An 18,628-nucleotide genomic window follows, 5' to 3' on the forward strand; every position below is an offset into this window, starting at 1 on the left:
TTGTTGCGGTTAAAATAAGCAAAACTTATCCCGTTCGGCAGTGCACATAACAGGCGCTGGAAACGGCATGCAGAGGAATAAACGGCCAGCCGTTACACTTTATTCACTCATCAACCGCAACGTATTGCCGCCGCTTTGTGGTAATATGCGCGCCATTCCATTCAGTCCTGATGAAGATACGCCCCGATGGCTCAACTCTATTTCTATTACTCTGCCATGAATGCAGGGAAATCGACCGCACTGCTACAATCCTCATATAACTACCATGAGCGCGGCATGCGTTCACTGGTTTACACCGCTGAAATCGATAACCGCTTTGGTGCCGGGCAGGTGAGCTCCCGTATCGGACTGTCGTCACCGGCCTTGCTATACAACGCAGAGACATCCCTCTACAGGGACATCGCTGCTGAACATGCCGTTCAGCCTGTCCACTGCGTTCTGGTTGATGAGAGTCAGTTCCTGACCCGCGAGCAGGTTAAAGCGCTGTCAGATGTCGTAGACGACCTTGATATCCCGGTGCTCTGTTATGGCCTGCGAACGGATTTTCGCGGTGAACTGTTTGTTGGCAGTCAGTATCTGCTGGCGTGGGCAGATAAGCTGGTTGAACTCAAAACTATTTGTCACTGTGGGCGCAAGGCCAGTATGGTTCTGCGACTGGATAGCGAGGGCAAACCTTTCAGTGAGGGTGAGCAGGTGGTGATTGGCGGTAACGAACGCTATATCTCAGTCTGCCGTAAGCATTATAAACAGGCGATAGAGCAGGGATCGTTGCAGGCGATCCACGGCGCTCAGACTCCGCTGAATTAACCCTATTGTTCAGGCAATAAAAAACCCGCCGGGGCGGGTTTTTTTATCAGACAGTCAGAACGGCACTATCAGACTTTTTTGGCTTTCTTCTCAAGCTTAATACCTTTTACCGGCTGCTCGGCAATGGCTTCGGCTACGCTTGAGAACGGTTCGACAAATTCACGACCGTAGTAGGTATCGAGCATAATCTGTTTCAGTTCAGCAATCAGCGGATAACGAGGGTTAGCACCGGTACACTGGTCATCAAACGCATCATCGGCCAGTTTATCGACTTTCGCCAGGAAGTCCGCTTCCTGCACACCCGCCTCACGGATAGAGGTCGGAATACCAAGTTCAGTTTTAATCTCATCCAGCCAGGCAAGCAGCTTCTCAATTTTCTGCGCGGTGCGGTCGCCCGGTGCGCTCAGACCCAGATGGTCAGCAATCTCGGCGTAGCGACGGCGCGCCTGAGGGCGATCGTACTGGCTAAAAGAGGTCTGTTTAGTCGGGTTGTCATTCGCGTTGTAGCGAATAACGTTAGAGATTAACAGGGCGTTGGCCAGGCCGTGTGGGATATGGAACTCTGAACCCAGCTTATGCGCCATTGAGTGACAAACCCCGAGGAAGGCGTTGGCAAACGCAATACCGGCGATAGTGGCGGCATTGTGTACGCGCTCACGCGCCACCGGATTTTGAGCCCCTTCGGCATAGCTGGCTGGCAGATTCTCTTTCAGCAGTTTCAGTGCCTGCAGCGCCTGTCCGTCAGAGTATTCATTCGCCAGCACTGATACATAAGCTTCCAGCGCATGCGTCACGGCATCCAGACCGCCGAAGGCGCAGAGTGAACGCGGCATATCCATCACCAGGTTGGCATCGACAATCGCCATATCAGGCGTCAGCGCGTAGTCAGCGAGCGGATATTTCTGACCCGTCGCATCATCGGTCACTACAGCAAACGGCGTGACTTCAGAACCGGTACCGGACGTGGTGGTAATGGCAACCATGCGCGCTTTGACACCCATTTTCGGGAACTTGTAGATACGTTTACGGATATCCATGAAACGTAACGCCAGCTCTTCGAAGTGTGTTTCCGGATGTTCGTACATCACCCACATGATTTTCGCGGCATCCATCGGTGAGCCACCGCCCAGCGCGATGATGACATCCGGTTTGAAGCTGTTCATCTGCTCAGCACCTTTACGCACGATGCTCAGTGTCGGGTCAGCTTCAACTTCGAAGAACACTTCCGTTTCAATGCCGTGTGATTTCAGCACGCGGGTCACCTGGTCGGCATAGCCGTTATTGAACAGGAAGCGGTCAGTGACGATAAAGGCACGTTTCGCGCCATCCGTTGCCACTTCTTCCAGCGCAATTGGCAGTGAACCCCGACGGAAGTAGATGGATTTAGGAAGTTTATGCCACAACATATTCTCAGCTCGCTTGGCGACAGTTTTGGTATTGATCAGATGTTTTGGACCGACGTTCTCTGAAATAGAGTTTCCGCCCCACGAACCACAACCCAGCGTCAGAGACGGCGCCAGTTTAAAGTTGTAGAGGTCGCCGATACCGCCCTGCGAGGCGGGGGTGTTGATCAGAATACGCGCGGTTTTCATTTTGTCGCCGAAGTAGTGAACGCGTTCGGTCTGGTTGTCCTGATCGGTATAGAGACAGGAGGTGTGGCCGATACCGCCCATGGCGACCAGTTTTTCTGCTTTCGCGACCGCATCCTGGAAATCTTTCGCCCGATACATCGCAAGGGTTGGTGAGAGTTTTTCATGGGCGAACGGCTCAGACTCATCAACCAGCTTAACTTCGCCAATCAGAATCTTAGTGCTCGGTGGCACGCTGATACCGGCCATCTCCGCAATCTTGAACGCTGGCTGGCCTACGATGGCCGCATTCAGGCCGCCGTTTTTCAGAATGATATTCTGCACCGCACTCAGTTCGGCGCCCTGCAGCATATAACCGCCGTGGCTGGCGAAACGTTCACGCACCGCGTCATAGACTGAATCGACCACAATCACCGATTGTTCAGAGGCGCAGATAACCCCGTTATCAAAGGTTTTCGACATCAGAATCGACGCAACCGCACGTTTCAGATCGGCGGTTTCGTCAATCACGACCGGCGTATTACCCGCACCGACACCAATCGCAGGTTTACCGGAGCTGTAAGCCGCTTTCACCATGCCCGGACCGCCAGTGGCGAGAATCAGGTTGATGTCAGGGTGATGCATCAGTTGATTTGACAGCTCAACGGAAGGTGCGTCGATCCAGCCGATAATATCTTTTGGCGCACCGGCAGCCACCGCCGCCTGCAATACGATGTCTGCAGCTTTGTTTGTTGCATCTTTGGCGCGTGGATGGGGAGAGAAAATGATGCCGTTACGGGTTTTAAGGCTGATTAATGCTTTGAAGATGGCGGTTGAAGTGGGGTTGGTCGTCGGGACGATACCGCAAATCAGGCCAATAGGTTCGGCGATAGTAATGGTGCCGAAAGTATCATCCGTGGCTAACACACCACAGGTTTTTTCATCTTTATAAGCGTTGTAGATATATTCTGAAGCAAAATGGTTTTTGATCACTTTGTCTTCGACGATGCCCATACCGGATTCGGCAACGGCCATCTTGGCAAGCGGGATTCGGGCGTCTGCGGCGGCGAGGGCGGCGGCACGGAAGATGGCGTCGACCTGTTGTTGAGAAAAGTTGGCATATTCACGCTGGGCTTTTTTTACACGTTCAACCAGTGCATTAAGTTCGGCGACATTGGTTACGGCCATGGTGTTCTCCTGAAGGAAGTTAAACTTTTTTAGTAAACAATCCTGCGCCCTGAGTATAGTCACGTTGCCATAAGGCGCTGGACTGGGTCAGAACGCCCGGATTTTCAACTGTTTACTGAACTAGTCTTCTGTTGCAGTCAGTGAGATTTTCTTCGCTGCCGCTAATACTTCCGTTGCGAAAAGATTACCTGGTTTGGGGTAGGGCAATTTTGATGCAGATCAATTTAACCGCAAGCTGACACCTTTCAGCTCCCCTTTACGCCCTTTGTGTATCAAATTGGTTACCTCTTCACGTCATCAGCCTGGTAGCGGCTAAATCCAGTCACTTTTTAATCTCTGGGGTAAAGCGCTGGATGCTCCGTCATTCAACAGTATAAATAGCTGAGTCAGCATCTGGCGTCCGTGCCTGTTTTCACATACATTAGGCGCGTTTTCCCCCCTGTGGTACGGAGTAAAGTCGTGAACCCTGCGCTGTTAGATTTATCAGGCTATATAAAATTTTTTGTCGGGCTCTTTGCGCTGGTCAATCCGGTGGGAATTATTCCGGTCTTCATCAGCATGACCCGTTATCAGGGGGTGGCTGAGCGTAACAAAACCAACCTCACTGCCAATCTGGCGGTTGCTATTATTCTCTGGACGTCACTGTTCCTTGGTGATGCGATTCTGCATGTGTTTGGCATCTCGATTGACTCCTTCCGCATCGCGGGTGGGATCCTGGTCGTCACCATTGCGATGTCGATGATCAGCGGCAAGCTGGGCGAAGATAAGCAGAATAAGCAGGAGAAGTCAGAAACGGCGATTCGTGAAAGTGTGGGGGTTGTGCCGCTTGCGTTGCCTCTGATGGCGGGACCGGGTGCTATCAGTTCGACCATCGTATGGAGCACCCGCTACCACAGCTGGATAAATCTGCTGGGGTTCACTCTGGCGATAGCCATCTTTGCATTCTGCTGCTGGTTACTCTTTCGGGCCGCGCCGTTAATGGTGCGTATTCTTGGCCAGACCGGTATCAACGTCATTACGCGTATTATGGGTCTGTTACTGATGGCTCTGGGGATCGAATTTGTTGTCACCGGCATGAAGTCCATTTTTCCCGGCTTACTCAATTAAACGCTCACTTATTTCAGAGAGTGAAGTGAAATAATGATCCGTAATGGTGCAGAAGGGGCATTTTATGCACCATTACGATGCAATTATTCGTTGTGCTTAACAGAATCAGGCAATTATAAATTTCATTACTGCGCGCTGGCTCACAGACTTTTTTCTGCGAAATAATGTCACTATTTTCACACGATATTCTGCTCTCTATTTTCTTGTAAGCCTCACAAACTGCCAGAATAATCACGCTATCTTAAATTTCATCACGCTGAAGCCAGATTCCCCAATATAAGTGCCAAAAAAGAGGCTGTTTGCCGCTGCTTTCTGCTCTAAAGAGGGGTTTCCAGCTAAATAGTCTATTTTTCATATCGATATGATATTTTCAGGACGAAAATTAACACTTCCGCTGCCTGACTTCTCATGATAAAAGAGAATTAGTTAACATTTTAGCTATTTTGCTTTGGCGCGCCTTCGCGGCTTCTGATAATTTTTGGCCCAACGTAAAATTTTTTCTCCGAAAGCCCAAAGTGAGAACGCTTTTTGCTTAAGCCTGTCGGGATACTTAATTTAAGGTTGGCGTTTCGCATGATTGGGATGAAGAACTTGCAGCAGCAGCGGTCAAAACTCGCAGTCGTTTTGTTAATGGCTTTTTCGCCGGCCTATGCCGCCACGGTGCCGCCGGGTACAACTCTGGCCGCGCAGCAACAGATTGTGATCAATAACGGCAGTGAAGTCTCCTCGCTGGATCCGCATAAAACCGAAGGCGTGCCGGAATCCAATATTATTCACAACCTGCTGGACGGCCTGGTCAATACCGATAACAGCGGGCAGGTCGTCCCTGGCGTCGCTAAAAGCTGGGAAAACCCGCAACCTACCGTCTGGATTTTTAATCTGCGGGAGGATGCGAAGTGGAGCAACGGTGAGCCGGTTACCGCCGCTGATTTCGTCTACAGCTGGCGCCGTCTGGTGGACCCGAAAACCGCGTCGCCTTACTCCAGCTATCTGCAGGCCGCCCATTTTGCCAACATTGATGCCATCCTTGCCGGTAAAGCGTCACCCGATCAGCTGGGCGTGAAGGCGCTGGATGCCCATCGGCTGCAGATTACCCTGAGTGAGCCTGTTCCTTACCTGGTGGCGATGTTAGCGCATACGGCGATGAAGCCGGTTTATGCGCCTGCCATTAAGCAGTGGGGCGAAGCCTGGACCCGCCCGGGTCATTACATCGGTAACGGTGCCTACACGCTGAGCGACTGGGTAGTGAATGAAAAAATTGTCGTGAAGCGCAATCCTCGCTACTGGGATAATGCGCACACGGTGATTGAGCAGGGCACATTCCTGCCGATCGCTTCTGAAAACAGCGATATCAATCGCTACCGCAGCGGCGGCACGGATATTACCAACAGTGCGGTGCCACCAGAGATGTTTGGCAAGCTGCGCAAAGAGCTGGGCGATGAAGTGAAGGTCAGCCCGCTGCTCTGCACCTTCTACTACGAGATTAATAACAAAAAGCCGCCGTTTACCGATGCACGGGTGCGTGCCGCGCTGAAAATGACCCTCGATCGCGAGGTGATAGCCAATAAGATCATGGCCCAGGGGCAGATTCCGGCTTACAGCCTGACGCCGCCTTTCACCGCCGGTATCAAACTCACGCCACCTGCCTGGTTTACCTGGACGCAGGCGCAGCGTAATGAAGCCGCGAAGAAGCTGCTGGCAGAGGCCGGCTTTGATGCTGCCCATCCGCTGACCTTTACGCTGCTCTATAACACTTCCGATCAGAACAAACGGCAGGCGATTGCGGCCGCGTCGATGTGGCAAAAAAACCTGGGTGCTAAGGTGACGCTGCAGAATCAGGAGTGGAAAACCATGCTGGAGACCCGGCATCAGGCGCAGTATGACGTGGTGCGCGCCACCTGGTGTGCAGATTACAACGAACCCTCAACCTTCCTGAACATGCTGATCAGCAACGCCTCGATCAACACCGCGTTTTACAGCAGCGCGATCTTTGATCGTCTGATGGCGGAGACGCTGACGGCGGGCAGCGAGGCGCAGCGCGCCGGCCTGTATCAGCAGGCTGAAACACAACTCGACAAAGACTCACCAATTGTGCCAGTTTACTACCGCGTAAGTGTGCGCCTGGTGAAGCCCTGGGTTGGCGGCTTCACGGGCAAAGACCCGCAGGACATGACAGACCTGAAGTACTATTTCATCAAAAAACACTGATCTGATCGCCCGTTCGGCGAGACAGTCGGAAAGCGCATCAGCAAACAGACCTTTTTTGGGGTCAATCTCCCTGGTAACAGGCCAGGGAGTCCGCAGACGGGGGACGCCGGGGCAGAGCATCGCCACGGTGACGATAATAAAACTGGAGTGTAATAATGAACAACATCACGAAAAAAAGCCTGATTGCAGCGGGCGTTTTCGCCGCAGTGAGTGCGCTGGCAGGGAATGCGGCTTTCGCAGCAACGGTGCCTGCGGGCGTTGAGCTGGCCGCAAAACAGGAGCTGGTTCGCGGCAATGGCGATGAAGTGCAGTCGCTCGATCCGCATAAAATTGAAGGTGTTCCGGAAGATAACGTGGCGCGTGATCTTTACGAAGGTCTGCTGGTCAATGACAGCAACGGTAAACCGATCCCGGCCGTAGCGGAAAGCTATGAAAATAAAGATTTCAAAGTGTGGACTTTCCACTTACGTAAAAATGCCAAATGGTCCAATGGCGAGCCGGTCACCGCGCAGGACTTCGTCTACAGCTGGGAGCGCCTGGTCGATCCTAAAACCGCGTCACCTTACGCCAGCTATCCGCAATATGGTCATATCCTGAACGTCGATGACATCATCGCCGGTAAAAAGCCCATTACCGATCTGGGCGTCAAAGCCATTGATGATCACACGCTGGAAGTCACCCTGAGTGAGCCGGTTCCCTATTTTGATAAGCTGCTGATTAACTCCGTCATGTCACCGGTCTACAAACCGGCGATTGAGAAGTTTGGCGATCAGTGGACTCAGCCACAGAACTGGGTCGGCAACGGAGCCTTTAAGCTGGACGCGCACGTGATTAACGAGCGTATCACCCTGGTGCGTAACCCAAACTACTGGGACAACGAACACACCGTGCTGAACAAGGTCACCTTCCTGCCTATCAGTTCTGAAGTCAGCGACGTTAACCGTTACTTCTCCGAGAACGGCAGCGACATGACCTATAACAACCTGCCAATTGAGCTGTTTAAAAAGCTGCAGCGTGACAACGGTAAAGAGCTGCACGTCGATCCATATCTCTGCACCTATTACTACGAAATCAACAACCAGAAAGCGCCATTCACCGATCCGCGCGTGCGCGCTGCCCTGAAGCTGGGTCTGGATCGTGACATCATGGTGAATAAAGTGCTGGCGCAGGGCCAGAAACCTGCCTATAGCTACACGCCACCAGCGACCGACGGCATGGACATTCTGCCGCCAGACTGGTTCAAATGGTCACAGGACAAGCGTAATGCCGAGGCGAAAAAGCTGCTGGCCGAAGCGGGCTACACTGCCGACAAACCGCTGACCTTTAACCTGCTCTATAACACCTCCGATCTGCACAAAAAGCTGGCGATTGCTGCCTCCTCGATCTGGAAGAAAAATATCGGCGTGAACATCAAGCTGGAAAACCAGGAGTGGAAAACCTTCCTGGATACCCGTCATCAGGGTAACTACGATGTTTCCCGTGCGGCATGGTGTGCGGACTACAATGAACCGACTTCCTTCCTGAACACCATGCTGTCCAACAGCAGCAGTAACACCTCGCACTATAAGAGCGATGCGTTTGACAAAGTGATTCGCGACGCGATTAAGGCCCCGGATGCTAAAGCCCGTGCAGCTGACTATCAGCAGGCCGAGCAGATCATGGATAAAGACAGCACCATCGTCCCGGTTTACTACTACGTGAATACCCGTCTGGTGAAACCTTATGTCGGCGGTTATACCGGTAAAGATCCACTGGATAAAACCCTGGATAAAAACTTCTACATCATCAAACACTAATAGCATTCAGGCTATCAGCAGTGGCGGCGCGTCTGGCGCCGCCTTTTAATTTTTTTTATATGTTGTGAAGCAACAGCCTGGTAGGTACGGCAATGTTAAAATTCATCCTGCGTCGCTTGCTTGAAGCGCTCCCGACGCTGTTCGTCCTGATTACCATCTCCTTCTTTATGATGCGACTGGCACCCGGCAGCCCGTTTACTGGCGAGCGCACCCTGGCACCGGAAGTGATGGCCAACATTGAGGCGAAATATCACCTCAACGATCCTATCGGTAAGCAGTATGTCGATTACCTGGTGCAGCTGGCGCACGGCGACTTCGGCCCATCCTTTAAATACAAAGATTATTCGGTCAACTACCTGGTCGCGCATGCGTTCCCGGTCTCGGCCAAACTTGGCCTGGCCGCGTTTCTGCTGGCGGTGGTGCTGGGCGTCACGGCCGGAGTTATCGCTGCGCTCAAACAGAACAGCTTGTGGGATTTTGCGGTGATGGGGGTGGCAATGACCGGCGTGGTGATACCCAGTTTCGTGGTCGCGCCGTTGCTGGTTCTGCTGTTCGCCATTACCCTGAAGTGGCTGCCGGGCGGCGGCTGGAATGGCGGGCAGTGGAACTACATGCTGCTGCCGATGGTGGCGCTCTCGCTGGCTTACATCGCCAGTATCGCGCGTATCACCCGTGGATCGATGATTGAAGTGATGCACTCCAACTTTATCCGCACCGCGCGCGCCAAAGGCTTACCGCTGCGCCGCATTGTAATGCGTCATGCGCTGAAGCCCGCGTTGCTGCCGGTGATCTCCTATATGGGACCGGCGTTTGTCGGCATCATCACCGGGTCGATGGTGATTGAGTCGATCTACGGTCTGCCGGGCATCGGTCAGCTGTTTGTGAACGGCGCGCTGAACCGTGACTACTCGCTGGTAATGAGCCTGACCATTCTGGTTGGTTTGCTGACCATAGTATTCAACGCGATTGTTGACGTGCTCTATGCCGTTATCGATCCCAAAATTCGTTACTGATTGCGGAGTTCGCCATGATGTTAAGTAAGAAAAACAGCGAAGCTCTTGATGCGTTCAGTGAGAAGCTGGAAGTAGAAGGGCGTAGTCTCTGGCAGGATGCGCGTCGTCGTTTTATTCATAACCGCGCTGCCTCCATCAGCCTGCTGGTGCTGTTCCTGATCACCCTGTTCGTGATCTTTGCGCCGATGCTGGCGCAGTTTACCTACGACGATACTGACTGGGCCATGATGTCCTCGCCGCCCGATACCACTTCTGGTCACTGGTTCGGCACCGATTCTTCGGGTCGTGACCTGCTGGTACGTGTGGCTATCGGTGGCCGCATCTCGCTGATGGTGGGCGTGGCTTCTGCGCTCATCGCGGTGATTGTCGGGACGCTCTATGGCTCGATTGCTGGCTATCTCGGCGGCAAAACAGACTCGGTGATGATGCGTATTCTGGAAATCCTTAACTCCTTCCCGTTTATGTTCTTCGTGATCCTGCTGGTGACCTTTTTTGGTCGCAATATCCTGCTGATTTTTGCTGCTATCGGCATGGTTTCGTGGCTCGATATGGCGCGTATTGTGCGTGGCCAGACGCTGAGCCTGAAGCGCAAAGAGTTTATCGAAGCGGCCCATGTGGGCGGAGTATCGACCTGGAAAATCGTGGTGCGCCACATCGTGCCGAACGTGCTGGGCGTGGTGGTGGTTTACGCCTCGCTGCTGGTGCCGAGCATGATCCTGTTTGAATCCTTCCTGAGCTTCCTGGGACTGGGTACGCAGGAGCCGCTGAGCAGCTGGGGCGCACTCCTCAGCGACGGGGCAAACTCGATGGAAGTGTCGCCGTGGCTGCTGCTCTATCCGGCAGGTTTCCTGGTCGTCACGCTGTTCTGTTTCAACTTTATCGGCGATGGCCTGCGTGATGCCCTCGACCCGAAAGATCGTTAAGGAGTTTCCCGATGACTATTCATGAATTCCAGCCAGCAATGGCGGCCCGCGCGGGAAGCGAACAGCTACTTACGGTCAAAGATTTACGCGTCACCTTTGGCACGCACGATGGTGATGTTACCGCCGTTAACGACCTGAACTTCTCGCTGCGCGCCGGTGAGACGCTGGGCATTGTCGGTGAGTCCGGTTCCGGCAAGTCGCAAACCGCCTTTGCCCTGATGGGGCTGCTGGCGAAAAATGGCCGCATTGGCGGTTCGGCAATGTTTAATGGCAAAGAGATCCTGAATCTGCCCGAGAGCAAGCTCAATAAACTGCGCGCCGAACAGATTGCGATGATCTTCCAGGACCCGATGACCTCGCTGAACCCCTATATGCGGGTGGGCGAGCAACTGATGGAAGTGCTTAAGCTGCATAAAGGGATGAACAACGCGCAGGCGTTTGAAGAGTCGGTGAGAATGCTCGATGCGGTGAAAATGCCGGAAGCGCGCAAGCGGATGAAGATGTACCCGCATGAGTTCTCCGGCGGTATGCGTCAGCGCGTCATGATCGCCATGGCGCTGCTGTGCCGTCCCAAACTGCTGATTGCCGACGAGCCGACCACCGCGCTGGATGTTACCGTCCAGGCGCAGATTATGACGCTGCTCAACGACCTGAAGCGCGAGTTCAATACCGCCATTATCATGATCACCCACGATCTGGGTGTGGTGGCGGGGATCTGCGACAAAGTGCTGGTGATGTATGCCGGACGCACCATGGAGTATGGCCGTGCCCGCGATGTCTTTTATCAGCCGTCACATCCTTACTCGATTGGCCTGCTTAATGCGGTGCCGCGTCTGGATGCGGAAGGGGAAAGTCTGACGACGATTCCGGGTAATCCACCCAACCTGCTGCGTCTGCCGCAGGGCTGCCCGTTCCAGCCGCGTTGTCCGCACGCTATGGATATCTGCACCCAGGCACCACCGCTGGAACCCTTTGGCGAAGGCCGTCTGCGCGCCTGCTTTAAGCCGGTGGAGGAGTTAGTATGAGCACCGTAGCTGAAAAAAGAGTGTTACTGGAAATCGCCGACCTCAAGGTGCATTTCGACATTAAAGATGGCAGGCAGTGGTTCTGGCAGCCATCAAAAACCCTGAAAGCAGTCGATGGTGTCAGCCTGCGTCTGTATGAGGGGGAAACCCTGGGCGTGGTAGGCGAGTCTGGCTGTGGTAAATCGACCCTGGCGCGCGCCATTATCGGGCTGGTCAAGGCGACCGAAGGTCGGGTCGCCTGGTTAGGCCGTGATCTGCTGGGGCAAAGTGAAGAGGAGTGGCGCAAGGCGCGAAGCGATATCCAGATGATATTCCAGGATCCGCTGGCATCACTGAACCCGCGTATGACCATCGGCGATATTATCGCAGAGCCACTGCGAACCTATCATCCAAAAATGGCGCGTCAGGAAGTGAAAGACCGCGTCAAAAATATGATGATGAAAGTGGGTCTTCTGCCTAACCTGATTAACCGCTATCCGCATGAGTTCTCGGGCGGTCAGTGTCAGCGTATCGGTATCGCCCGCGCGCTGATTCTGGAGCCTAAGCTGATTATCTGTGATGAGCCGGTCTCCGCACTGGACGTCTCGATTCAGGCCCAGGTGGTTAACCTGCTGCAGCAGCTGCAGCGCGAAATGGGCTTATCGCTGATCTTCATTGCGCACGATCTGGCGGTGGTGAAACATATCTCTGACCGGGTACTGGTAATGTATCTGGGGCATGCGGTGGAGCTGGGTACTTACAAAGAGGTCTACAGCAATCCTCAGCATCCTTACACCCGTGCGCTGATGTCCGCGGTGCCGATTCCCGATCCGGACAAGGAGAAGAACAAGCAGATTCAGCTGCTGGAGGGGGAGCTGCCGTCGCCGATCAATCCGCCATCAGGCTGCGTGTTCCGCACCCGTTGTCCGATTGCCGGTCCGGAGTGTGCGAAAACCCGACCGCTGCTGGAAGGCAGTTTCAACCACGCGGTCTCCTGTCTGAAAGTCGATCCGCTATAATGCAAAACGCCGGGCAATCGCCCGGCGTTTTCTTATCAAATCTGACGCTTACTCACGCCACAGGATATGACAGAGTTTGTGGTCTTTCTCGCGGCACAGCAGCACGCGAGCAAAGACGTCGGTGATCGGTTCACCGTCCGCTTCACCCAGCCCAATCACCACCTCGGCGAAGAAGTCCGGGTTCAGGTCGAAATCGACATGATCTTTCCAGTCTTCAGACGGATCAAACAGCTCTGCGCCACCGCGCTCTTCGAACTGCAGATTGAAGAGAATGACGTCTGCCGGATCAAGATTGTCGACTGCCAGTTCGAGAAAAATATCGTAGGCTTGTTCCAGCGTTTCATCTTCGGTAAGGCGATTATTTAAATCCATAGTCTGTCCTGTCGGCCTGCGGCCATTTACACAATCTGGCTCGTTTTACAGTAAAGGACTGAAGAAGTAAAACAGTCGTTCGACGATGCGTTGCCACCAGGCACGTTTTGCCCAGCGCTTGCCATCCAGCAGGCGGGAACGGGCGATATAGTCATCCTGCACACAGGCGAGATCGCTGCCAAATCCCGCATCATCAACCACCAGCGTCACTTCAAAATTCAGCCATAAACTGCGCATATCTAGGTTCACGGTTCCCACCAGGCTCAGTTGTCCGTCGACCAGCACGCTTTTGGTGTGCAGCAGGCCATCTTCAAACTGATAAATTTTCACGCCCGCTTCCAGCAACTCACTGAAGAAGGAGCGGCTGGCCCAGCCAACCAGCAGCGAGTCATTGTGACGAGGCACTATCACGCTGACATTGACGCCACGCTGCGCCGCCGTACAGATAGCATGCAGCAGATCGTCGCTCGGCACTAAGTAGGGCGTGGTCATGATCAACTGTTCACGTGCCGAATAGACCGCAGTCAGCAGCGCCTGATGGATCATATCTTCCGGGAAGCCGGGGCCGGAGGCGATCACCTGCACGGTGTGGCCGCTCTCCTGTTCAAACGGCATAATGTTGCGATCGGGCGGTGGCGGTAAAATGCGTTTGCCGGTCTCTATCTCCCAGTCGCAGCTGAAAACAATCCCCATCGCCGTCGCCACCGGGCCTTCCATTCGCGCCATCAGGTCAATCCACTGACCGACACCCGCGCTCTGTTTAAAGAAGCGCGGATCGACCAGGTTCATGCTGCCGGTATAAGCGATATAGTTATCAATGAGTACGATTTTGCGGTGCTGACGCAGATCCATCCGTCGCAGGAAGACGCGCAGCAGGCTGACCTGCAACGCTTCCACCACATCAATTCCGGCATTGCGCATCATGCCGACCCAGGGGCTGCGGAAAAAGGTAACACTGCCCGCAGAGTCCAGCAGCAGACGGCAATGAACGCCACGGCGTGATGCCGCCATCAGCGATTCCGCCACTTCATCCGCCAGACCGCCGGGATGCCATATGTAGAACACCATCTCAATGTTGTGGCGGGCCAGCTGGATATCCCGAATCAGCGCCTGCATCACGTCGTCGGCGCTGGTGAGCAGCTGCAGCTGGTTGCCCTTGACCCCGGCGATGCCCTGACGATGGTAGCAAAGCTCAAACAGCGAACGCGCAACGTCGCTGTGTTCGGTGGCAAAAATTTCACGGCACTGCTTAAGGTCAGTAAGCCAGCGGGCAGTGGATGGCCACATGGTGCGGGCGCGCTCCGCGCGACGTTTACCCAGATGCAGTTCGCCAAAAGAGAGATAAGCGATAATCCCTACCAGCGGCAGAATATAGATCACCAGTAGCCAGGCCATCGCGGATGTCACAGCCCGTCGCTTCATTAACACGCGCAGCGTAACCCCGGCGATCAGCAGCCAGTAACCAAACACCAGCAACCAGCTGATCAGGGTATAAAAAGTGGTCATAAAGTGGACATCCCGTTCGCGCTTTCGTCCGGCAAGTTTACGTGCAGATGACGGCTAACGGAACCCTTTATCCCGGACATCCTCGATGAAGGATCCGATTTGGCATTACCGCAGAGATCTCTATAATGCCCTCGCGTATATCTCGTGTGTATGACGTCAGAGAGGAAGTGATGAAACGAAGCAGAAATGAAGTGGCGCGCTGGAGAATGTTACGGCAGGTGCATCGCCGCCGCTCACGCTGGCTGGAAGGGCAGTCGCGGCGGTATAAGCGTATCCACTGCATTCGCCATCAGCTGGCACAACAGCAGCGTCGTTCGATTCTGTTTATTACGCAGATAATATAGCGAAAGCCCCGTGAATTCAGCCTGTCGGACAAAGCAGGCTATTCAGACTTCAAATCAGGCTTCAAAAAAAACCGATTCTGCCATCGCCCGTCGCGCTATCAGGTGCTCCTGATGCGACGCGCCACGATCGCTGACTTCGCGCATCAGACATTCCATTGAGCTGCCCAGCTCAGTCGGCCTGTGGTAACCCACACGGTCGTACCATTCGTAAGACCACTTCCGCGATTTACGCTGATAATAGACAGTGAGCCACACTGAGCAATTAGCAGGGTAACCACTCATTACTTCTATTTTGGGGTCAACAATAGAAAGGAGCCGGGATAACAGCGGGTCGAGCAATGTAAGGGACTGGCCAGAATAAGTTTTATGCATAATTTGCCCACGACTGTACTGTGCATCCATTCAGAGGTTCAACTCACAAGGAATAAATGTAGACAGCTCTGCCAGATAATTCCTCTTAAATGCTAAAAAAAGGGCGGAAAGATCATTTTTTAATAGTAAAACAGGTCATTCAGGCGCGGACAAAAGAGGGAGTATTAACAGGATAAAGACGGCAGGCTAAGAAGTTGTACAACTTTGCATTATTGTAATGTGCTGTTATTTATGAATTTGTTGCCATTGAATCATGATAATCTGATTTTTTAAGCTAAATATCTGTACAGATAGCTCGTTGTTGTATAACTTTATCGCATCGGTTAGTAATCTTATATGAATTCTATGAGGGTCAACCATGCAGGCTAACGTTCGTATTCCCGCTTCAGTCTCTGACATCTCCGCCTATTTACACAGCGCCGCGCAGCCCTCACAACAGGCCATTCTTGGCTCCGTCGTGACGGAAATTATCAGTTCGGGTCGTAGTCTGAATCGTAAAGCGATCTGCTCAAAATTGATCGGCCGTTTACAGCATGTCACCAGTCCGGAAGAAGAACAGCACTATCATGCGCTGATTGGCCTGATTCTGGATCGCGGTTAACTCATCGCTGAAAATATGCCAGCGGCGGGAAAATAAAGAGAGCGTGTATTACTGAAAGACCAGGGCGGTATACTGCCGGTTTATTATCAATGTCGTTCAGAACAACGCTTTAATTTAATAAGATCAGTTGGTCGCTGCGTTTATTCGCGAGGCAGAATATTCAGACCGGCCGGTCGCTGCGACAGAGCGTTATGTGCTGCTCTGTCGCAATGAAATCTCAGGCTGATTAACCAGCGAGACGTTGTGTCGTCATCACCAGCGTCACGTTCACCAGCTGCAGTGCCGCCGCCAGCACGATTAGCATGACAATCCACTGCTTTTGATTACGCCAGCCCTGAGTTCGCCAGAGATAAACCGCGCTGCCGATCAGTAAAGCGATAATGGCCAGTAGCCCCAGAATGATTATCTGCATCTTTTCTCTCTTAAACGATCAAAATAAAAATGGCTTCTGTGCCAGGCACAGAAGCCATTTTCACTGCTGACTCACGATCAGAAGACGCGTTTAAACGGTTTAACCGAAACCTGCTTATAGACGCCCGCCGCGAAGTAGGGGTCATCCTGTGCCCAGGATTGTGCTTCTTCTAATGACGGGAATTCAGCAATCACGGTTGAGCCGGTAAAGCCCGCTACACCAGGATCGTTGCTGTCGACAGCAGGCATCGGGCCTGCAATGATCAGGCGTCCCTCTTCCTGCAGCAGTTTGAGCCGTGCCAGATGGGCAGGGCGCACGGCATTACGTTTTTCCAGTGAATCTGCAGTATCTTCTGCATAAATGACGTAAAGCACTAAGGAACTCCCATTAACCAGAATTTCGCAACACGTTAAGTGATTGCCCATCAGAGTGCAAACGAAACCTCAGCGTGGTTAATGGCTCAGCATAAAGGGCTAAAAAGCGCTTTTCTTCAGGCCGGATGGCGGGAGTTATTGAAACTGATTGCTATTTGCATTTAAAATCGCTGCTTCATTCAATCACTGCGACTGTTATGACCACGCTGACTATGCCATTACCTAAACGCACGCCTGTCTCCATGTTGTTGTCTGTTGCTTTGCATGGGGCCGTGATAGCCGGAATTCTGTATGCTTCATTCCAGCAGGTGATTGAGGTGCCCAAAGCGTCACAGCCTATCAGCGTTACCATGGTCGCCCCTGAAGTCCAGCCTGAGCCTGCACCGGCCATCGTGGAGCCGCCTGCGCCACAGCCCGAGCCTAAGCCAGAACCGGTGCCGGAACCTCAGCCCGTGCCCGAACCGCCGAAAGCGGAGCCGGTGCCGATTCCCAAACCTGAGCCTAAGCCAAAGCCCAGACCGAAACCAGAGCACAAGCGGGAGCAGCCTAAACGCGAGGTGAAGCCGCGTCAGGAGAGCAAACCGCAGGCCGATCCGTTTAAGCAGGAAGCCCCGGCGACGCAGAACAAACCGACCACGGCGCCAAAATCTACGCCGTTACCTTCCTCATCGGCCTCAACCGGCCCAAAAGCACTGAACGTCAGTAAGCCTGGCTATCCACAACGCGCATTTGCACTGCGTGTAGAGGGGCGGGTACGGGTGAAGTTTGATGTGGATAGTGAGGGACGGGTGGATAACATCCAGCTCCTCTCTGCTGAGCCGCGCAATATGTTTGAGCGTGAAGTTAAGCAGGCGATGAAAAAGTGGCGCTATCAGAGCGGACGGCCAGGGCAGGGTCTGACCATGAATATCGTGTTTAAGATTAATGGTGGGGCCAGCATAGAATAATGCGTCAGGTCAGGCTGAAACAGCCTGACCTGTTTTTCATTCGCCGGGTTGCTGGTTGGCGCGACCGGCTGGCAGAGGACGGGAATTGCCCTCATTGTCGACCGCCACATAAATAAACACCGCTTCCGTCGCAATGTAAGTTTGTCCAATCGGCTCAGACGACACTTTTTTGATCCACACTTCAACATTGATCGTCATGGAGCTGTTGCCGGTACGGAGACAGCTCGCATGGCAGCTCACCACATCGCCCACCGCGACGGGCTTCATAAATGACATGCCGTCAACGCGAACCGTCACCACGCGTCCTTCAGCGATCTCTTTCGCCAGGATAGCGCCACCCATATCCATCTGTGACATCAGCCAGCCACCAAAAATATCGCCGTTGGCGTTGGTGTCTGCTGGCATGGCGAGCGTACGCAGCACCATTTCGCCTTTCGGCAATGTATGTTTTTCGCCCATTGCTTCCACTTCTATGCAGGTGAATGCTAAAAAAATGCCCGGCGGACCGGGCAGATGATTATTTTTGTTCCTGCTGCGGCATCTGTCGCCAGATGTAAAGCCCGCTGAGCAGGGTAAACAGTAAGGTCAGACCGGAAAGACCGAACACTTTAAAGTTAACCCAAAACGCCTGAGATAACCAAAAGGCGACATAGATGTTTACCAGGCCGCAGATGAAGAAGAACAGCGCCCAGGCAACGTTGAGCCTGCGCCAGACCGCATCGGGCAGTTGTAACTCTTTGCCCAGCATGCGCTGAATCAGCGTCTGCTCCATAAACCACTGGCTGTAGAGCAGGGCGGCGGCAAACAGGCTGTAGATAACCGTAACTTTCCACTTAATGAACTCATCGTTGTGGAACACCAGCGTCAGGGTGCCAAAGACCGCCACCAGCACAAAGGTGAAAATTGTCATCTTTTCCAGCTTGCGATAGAGCACCCAGCTGACAACCAGCGCCAGGCCGGTCGCGACAATCAGCGCGCCCGAGGCGACAAAAATGTCATACAGCTTGTAGAAGATGAAAAAGACCACCAGGGGAAGAAAGTCGAGTAGCTGCTTCATAGTTTTTCCA

18 protein-coding genes are annotated in these 18,628 nt (G+C 53.3%); 11 read left to right on the forward strand and 7 right to left on the reverse strand.

The features are described from left to right. Positions 1-186: 186 nt before the first annotated feature. A complete protein-coding gene (tdk, locus tag ACR8BN_RS08835; protein ID WP_031593137.1) occupies positions 187-807 on the forward strand; it encodes a thymidine kinase in 621 nt (206 codons plus the stop codon). A 68-nt stretch (positions 808-875) separates the two neighbouring features. Here the strand turns inward: tdk and adhE are convergent, their stop codons facing one another. After that, positions 876-3,563 (reverse strand): bifunctional acetaldehyde-CoA/alcohol dehydrogenase, encoded by a 2,688-nt coding sequence (gene adhE / locus ACR8BN_RS08840; protein WP_434747542.1) that lies wholly within the window; start codon positions 3,561-3,563, stop codon positions 876-878. Positions 3,564-4,022: 459 nt separating this feature from the next. Between adhE and ACR8BN_RS08845 the strand changes: the two genes are divergently transcribed. The 7 genes from ACR8BN_RS08845 (at position 4,023) to oppF (ending at position 12,633) form a co-directional block, all read left to right on the forward strand. After that, entirely contained in the window at positions 4,023-4,670 is a 648-nt protein-coding gene (locus ACR8BN_RS08845; protein WP_010244367.1) for a YchE family NAAT transporter, read from the forward strand. A gap of 582 nt (positions 4,671-5,252) precedes the next feature. Continuing rightward, complete coding sequence (locus ACR8BN_RS08850) at positions 5,253-6,878, forward strand: ABC transporter substrate-binding protein (protein ID WP_069026602.1); 1,626 nt, start codon at positions 5,253-5,255, stop codon at positions 6,876-6,878. 155 nt (positions 6,879-7,033) lie between these two features. Continuing rightward, positions 7,034-8,674, forward strand: coding sequence for an oligopeptide ABC transporter substrate-binding protein OppA (oppA, locus tag ACR8BN_RS08855; RefSeq protein ID WP_031593134.1), 1,641 nt, complete (start codon positions 7,034-7,036; stop codon positions 8,672-8,674). 92 nt (positions 8,675-8,766) lie between these two features. Beyond that, positions 8,767-9,687: an oligopeptide ABC transporter permease OppB gene (oppB, locus tag ACR8BN_RS08860; RefSeq protein ID WP_010244379.1), complete on the forward strand. Its 921-nt coding sequence runs from the start codon at positions 8,767-8,769 to the stop codon at positions 9,685-9,687. A gap of 14 nt (positions 9,688-9,701) precedes the next feature. After that, positions 9,702-10,610, forward strand: coding sequence for an oligopeptide ABC transporter permease OppC (gene oppC, locus ACR8BN_RS08865; protein WP_010244382.1), 909 nt, complete (start codon positions 9,702-9,704; stop codon positions 10,608-10,610). An 11-nt stretch (positions 10,611-10,621) separates the two neighbouring features. After that, on the forward strand, positions 10,622-11,635 hold the full coding sequence (locus ACR8BN_RS08870; protein WP_434747543.1) for an ABC transporter ATP-binding protein: 1,014 nt from the start codon (positions 10,622-10,624) through the stop codon (positions 11,633-11,635). Continuing rightward, positions 11,632-12,633 (forward strand): murein tripeptide/oligopeptide ABC transporter ATP binding protein OppF, encoded by a 1,002-nt coding sequence (oppF, locus tag ACR8BN_RS08875; RefSeq protein WP_010244389.1) that lies wholly within the window; start codon positions 11,632-11,634, stop codon positions 12,631-12,633. The genes ACR8BN_RS08870 and oppF overlap by 4 nt, the downstream gene beginning before the upstream one ends. A gap of 48 nt (positions 12,634-12,681) precedes the next feature. On the opposite strand, the gene ACR8BN_RS08880 is transcribed toward oppF, so the two are convergent. Both ACR8BN_RS08880 and cls read right to left on the reverse strand, forming a co-directional pair. Beyond that, positions 12,682-13,005, reverse strand: coding sequence for an HI1450 family dsDNA-mimic protein (locus ACR8BN_RS08880; protein ID WP_003853921.1), 324 nt, complete (start codon positions 13,003-13,005; stop codon positions 12,682-12,684). Positions 13,006-13,050: 45 nt separating this feature from the next. Then, a complete protein-coding gene (gene cls, locus ACR8BN_RS08885) occupies positions 13,051-14,511 on the reverse strand; it encodes a cardiolipin synthase (RefSeq protein ID WP_010244396.1) in 1,461 nt (486 codons plus the stop codon). 170 nt (positions 14,512-14,681) lie between these two features. Between cls and ACR8BN_RS08890 the strand changes: the two genes are divergently transcribed. Then, positions 14,682-14,855 carry a YciY family protein gene (locus tag ACR8BN_RS08890; protein ID WP_003853917.1) on the forward strand — a complete coding sequence of 58 codons (174 nt, stop codon included), beginning with the start codon at positions 14,682-14,684 and terminating at the stop codon, positions 14,853-14,855. 730 nt (positions 14,856-15,585) lie between these two features. Further along, the gene (gene ycgZ, locus ACR8BN_RS08895) at positions 15,586-15,828 is read left to right on the forward strand and encodes a regulatory protein YcgZ (protein WP_031593131.1); all 243 of its coding nucleotides are present in this window, start codon (positions 15,586-15,588) and stop codon (positions 15,826-15,828) included. 226 nt (positions 15,829-16,054) lie between these two features. Here the strand turns inward: ycgZ and ACR8BN_RS08900 are convergent, their stop codons facing one another. Then, on the reverse strand, positions 16,055-16,240 hold the full coding sequence (locus ACR8BN_RS08900) for a hypothetical protein (RefSeq protein WP_143789029.1): 186 nt from the start codon (positions 16,238-16,240) through the stop codon (positions 16,055-16,057). Between the two features lie 77 nt (positions 16,241-16,317). Then, a complete protein-coding gene (locus tag ACR8BN_RS08905; RefSeq protein ID WP_010244407.1) occupies positions 16,318-16,614 on the reverse strand; it encodes a YciI family protein in 297 nt (98 codons plus the stop codon). Positions 16,615-16,811: 197 nt separating this feature from the next. Between ACR8BN_RS08905 and tonB the strand changes: the two genes are divergently transcribed. Next, complete coding sequence (gene tonB / locus ACR8BN_RS08910) at positions 16,812-17,561, forward strand: TonB system transport protein TonB (protein ID WP_434747544.1); 750 nt, start codon at positions 16,812-16,814, stop codon at positions 17,559-17,561. A 36-nt stretch (positions 17,562-17,597) separates the two neighbouring features. Here tonB and yciA read toward each other — a convergent pair whose 3' ends face one another. Then, a complete protein-coding gene (gene yciA, locus ACR8BN_RS08915; RefSeq protein WP_010244413.1) occupies positions 17,598-18,020 on the reverse strand; it encodes an acyl-CoA thioester hydrolase YciA in 423 nt (140 codons plus the stop codon). A gap of 58 nt (positions 18,021-18,078) precedes the next feature. After that, positions 18,079-18,618: a septation protein A gene (locus ACR8BN_RS08920; protein WP_010244416.1), complete on the reverse strand. Its 540-nt coding sequence runs from the start codon at positions 18,616-18,618 to the stop codon at positions 18,079-18,081. Positions 18,619-18,628: the final 10 nt, after the last annotated feature.

This window comes from Pantoea sp. Lu_F5_004 (assembly GCF_051136245.1).
Taxonomy (GTDB): domain Bacteria; phylum Pseudomonadota; class Gammaproteobacteria; order Enterobacterales; family Enterobacteriaceae; genus Pantoea; species Pantoea agglomerans.

Bases quoted from the DNA above. Each gene is read 5' to 3' on its own strand.
- tdk (WP_031593137.1), top strand. From the start codon at position 187: ATGGCTCAACTCTATTTCTATTACTCTGCCATGAATGCAGGGAAATCG.
- adhE (WP_434747542.1), bottom strand. From the start codon at position 3,563: ATGGCCGTAACCAATGTCGCCGAACTTAATGCACTGGTTGAACGTGTA.
- ACR8BN_RS08850 (WP_069026602.1), top strand. From the start codon at position 5,253: ATGAAGAACTTGCAGCAGCAGCGGTCAAAACTCGCAGTCGTTTTGTTA.
- oppA (WP_031593134.1), top strand. From the start codon at position 7,034: ATGAACAACATCACGAAAAAAAGCCTGATTGCAGCGGGCGTTTTCGCC.
- oppB (WP_010244379.1), top strand. From the start codon at position 8,767: ATGTTAAAATTCATCCTGCGTCGCTTGCTTGAAGCGCTCCCGACGCTG.
- oppC (WP_010244382.1), top strand. From the start codon at position 9,702: ATGATGTTAAGTAAGAAAAACAGCGAAGCTCTTGATGCGTTCAGTGAG.
- ACR8BN_RS08870 (WP_434747543.1), top strand. From the start codon at position 10,622: ATGACTATTCATGAATTCCAGCCAGCAATGGCGGCCCGCGCGGGAAGC.
- oppF (WP_010244389.1), top strand. From the start codon at position 11,632: ATGAGCACCGTAGCTGAAAAAAGAGTGTTACTGGAAATCGCCGACCTC.
- ACR8BN_RS08880 (WP_003853921.1), bottom strand. From the start codon at position 13,005: ATGGATTTAAATAATCGCCTTACCGAAGATGAAACGCTGGAACAAGCC.
- cls (WP_010244396.1), bottom strand. From the start codon at position 14,511: ATGACCACTTTTTATACCCTGATCAGCTGGTTGCTGGTGTTTGGTTAC.
- ACR8BN_RS08890 (WP_003853917.1), top strand. From the start codon at position 14,682: ATGAAACGAAGCAGAAATGAAGTGGCGCGCTGGAGAATGTTACGGCAG.
- ycgZ (WP_031593131.1), top strand. From the start codon at position 15,586: ATGCAGGCTAACGTTCGTATTCCCGCTTCAGTCTCTGACATCTCCGCC.
- ACR8BN_RS08900 (WP_143789029.1), bottom strand. From the start codon at position 16,240: ATGCAGATAATCATTCTGGGGCTACTGGCCATTATCGCTTTACTGATC.
- tonB (WP_434747544.1), top strand. From the start codon at position 16,812: ATGACCACGCTGACTATGCCATTACCTAAACGCACGCCTGTCTCCATG.
- yciA (WP_010244413.1), bottom strand. From the start codon at position 18,020: ATGGGCGAAAAACATACATTGCCGAAAGGCGAAATGGTGCTGCGTACG.
- ACR8BN_RS08920 (WP_010244416.1), bottom strand. From the start codon at position 18,618: ATGAAGCAGCTACTCGACTTTCTTCCCCTGGTGGTCTTTTTCATCTTC.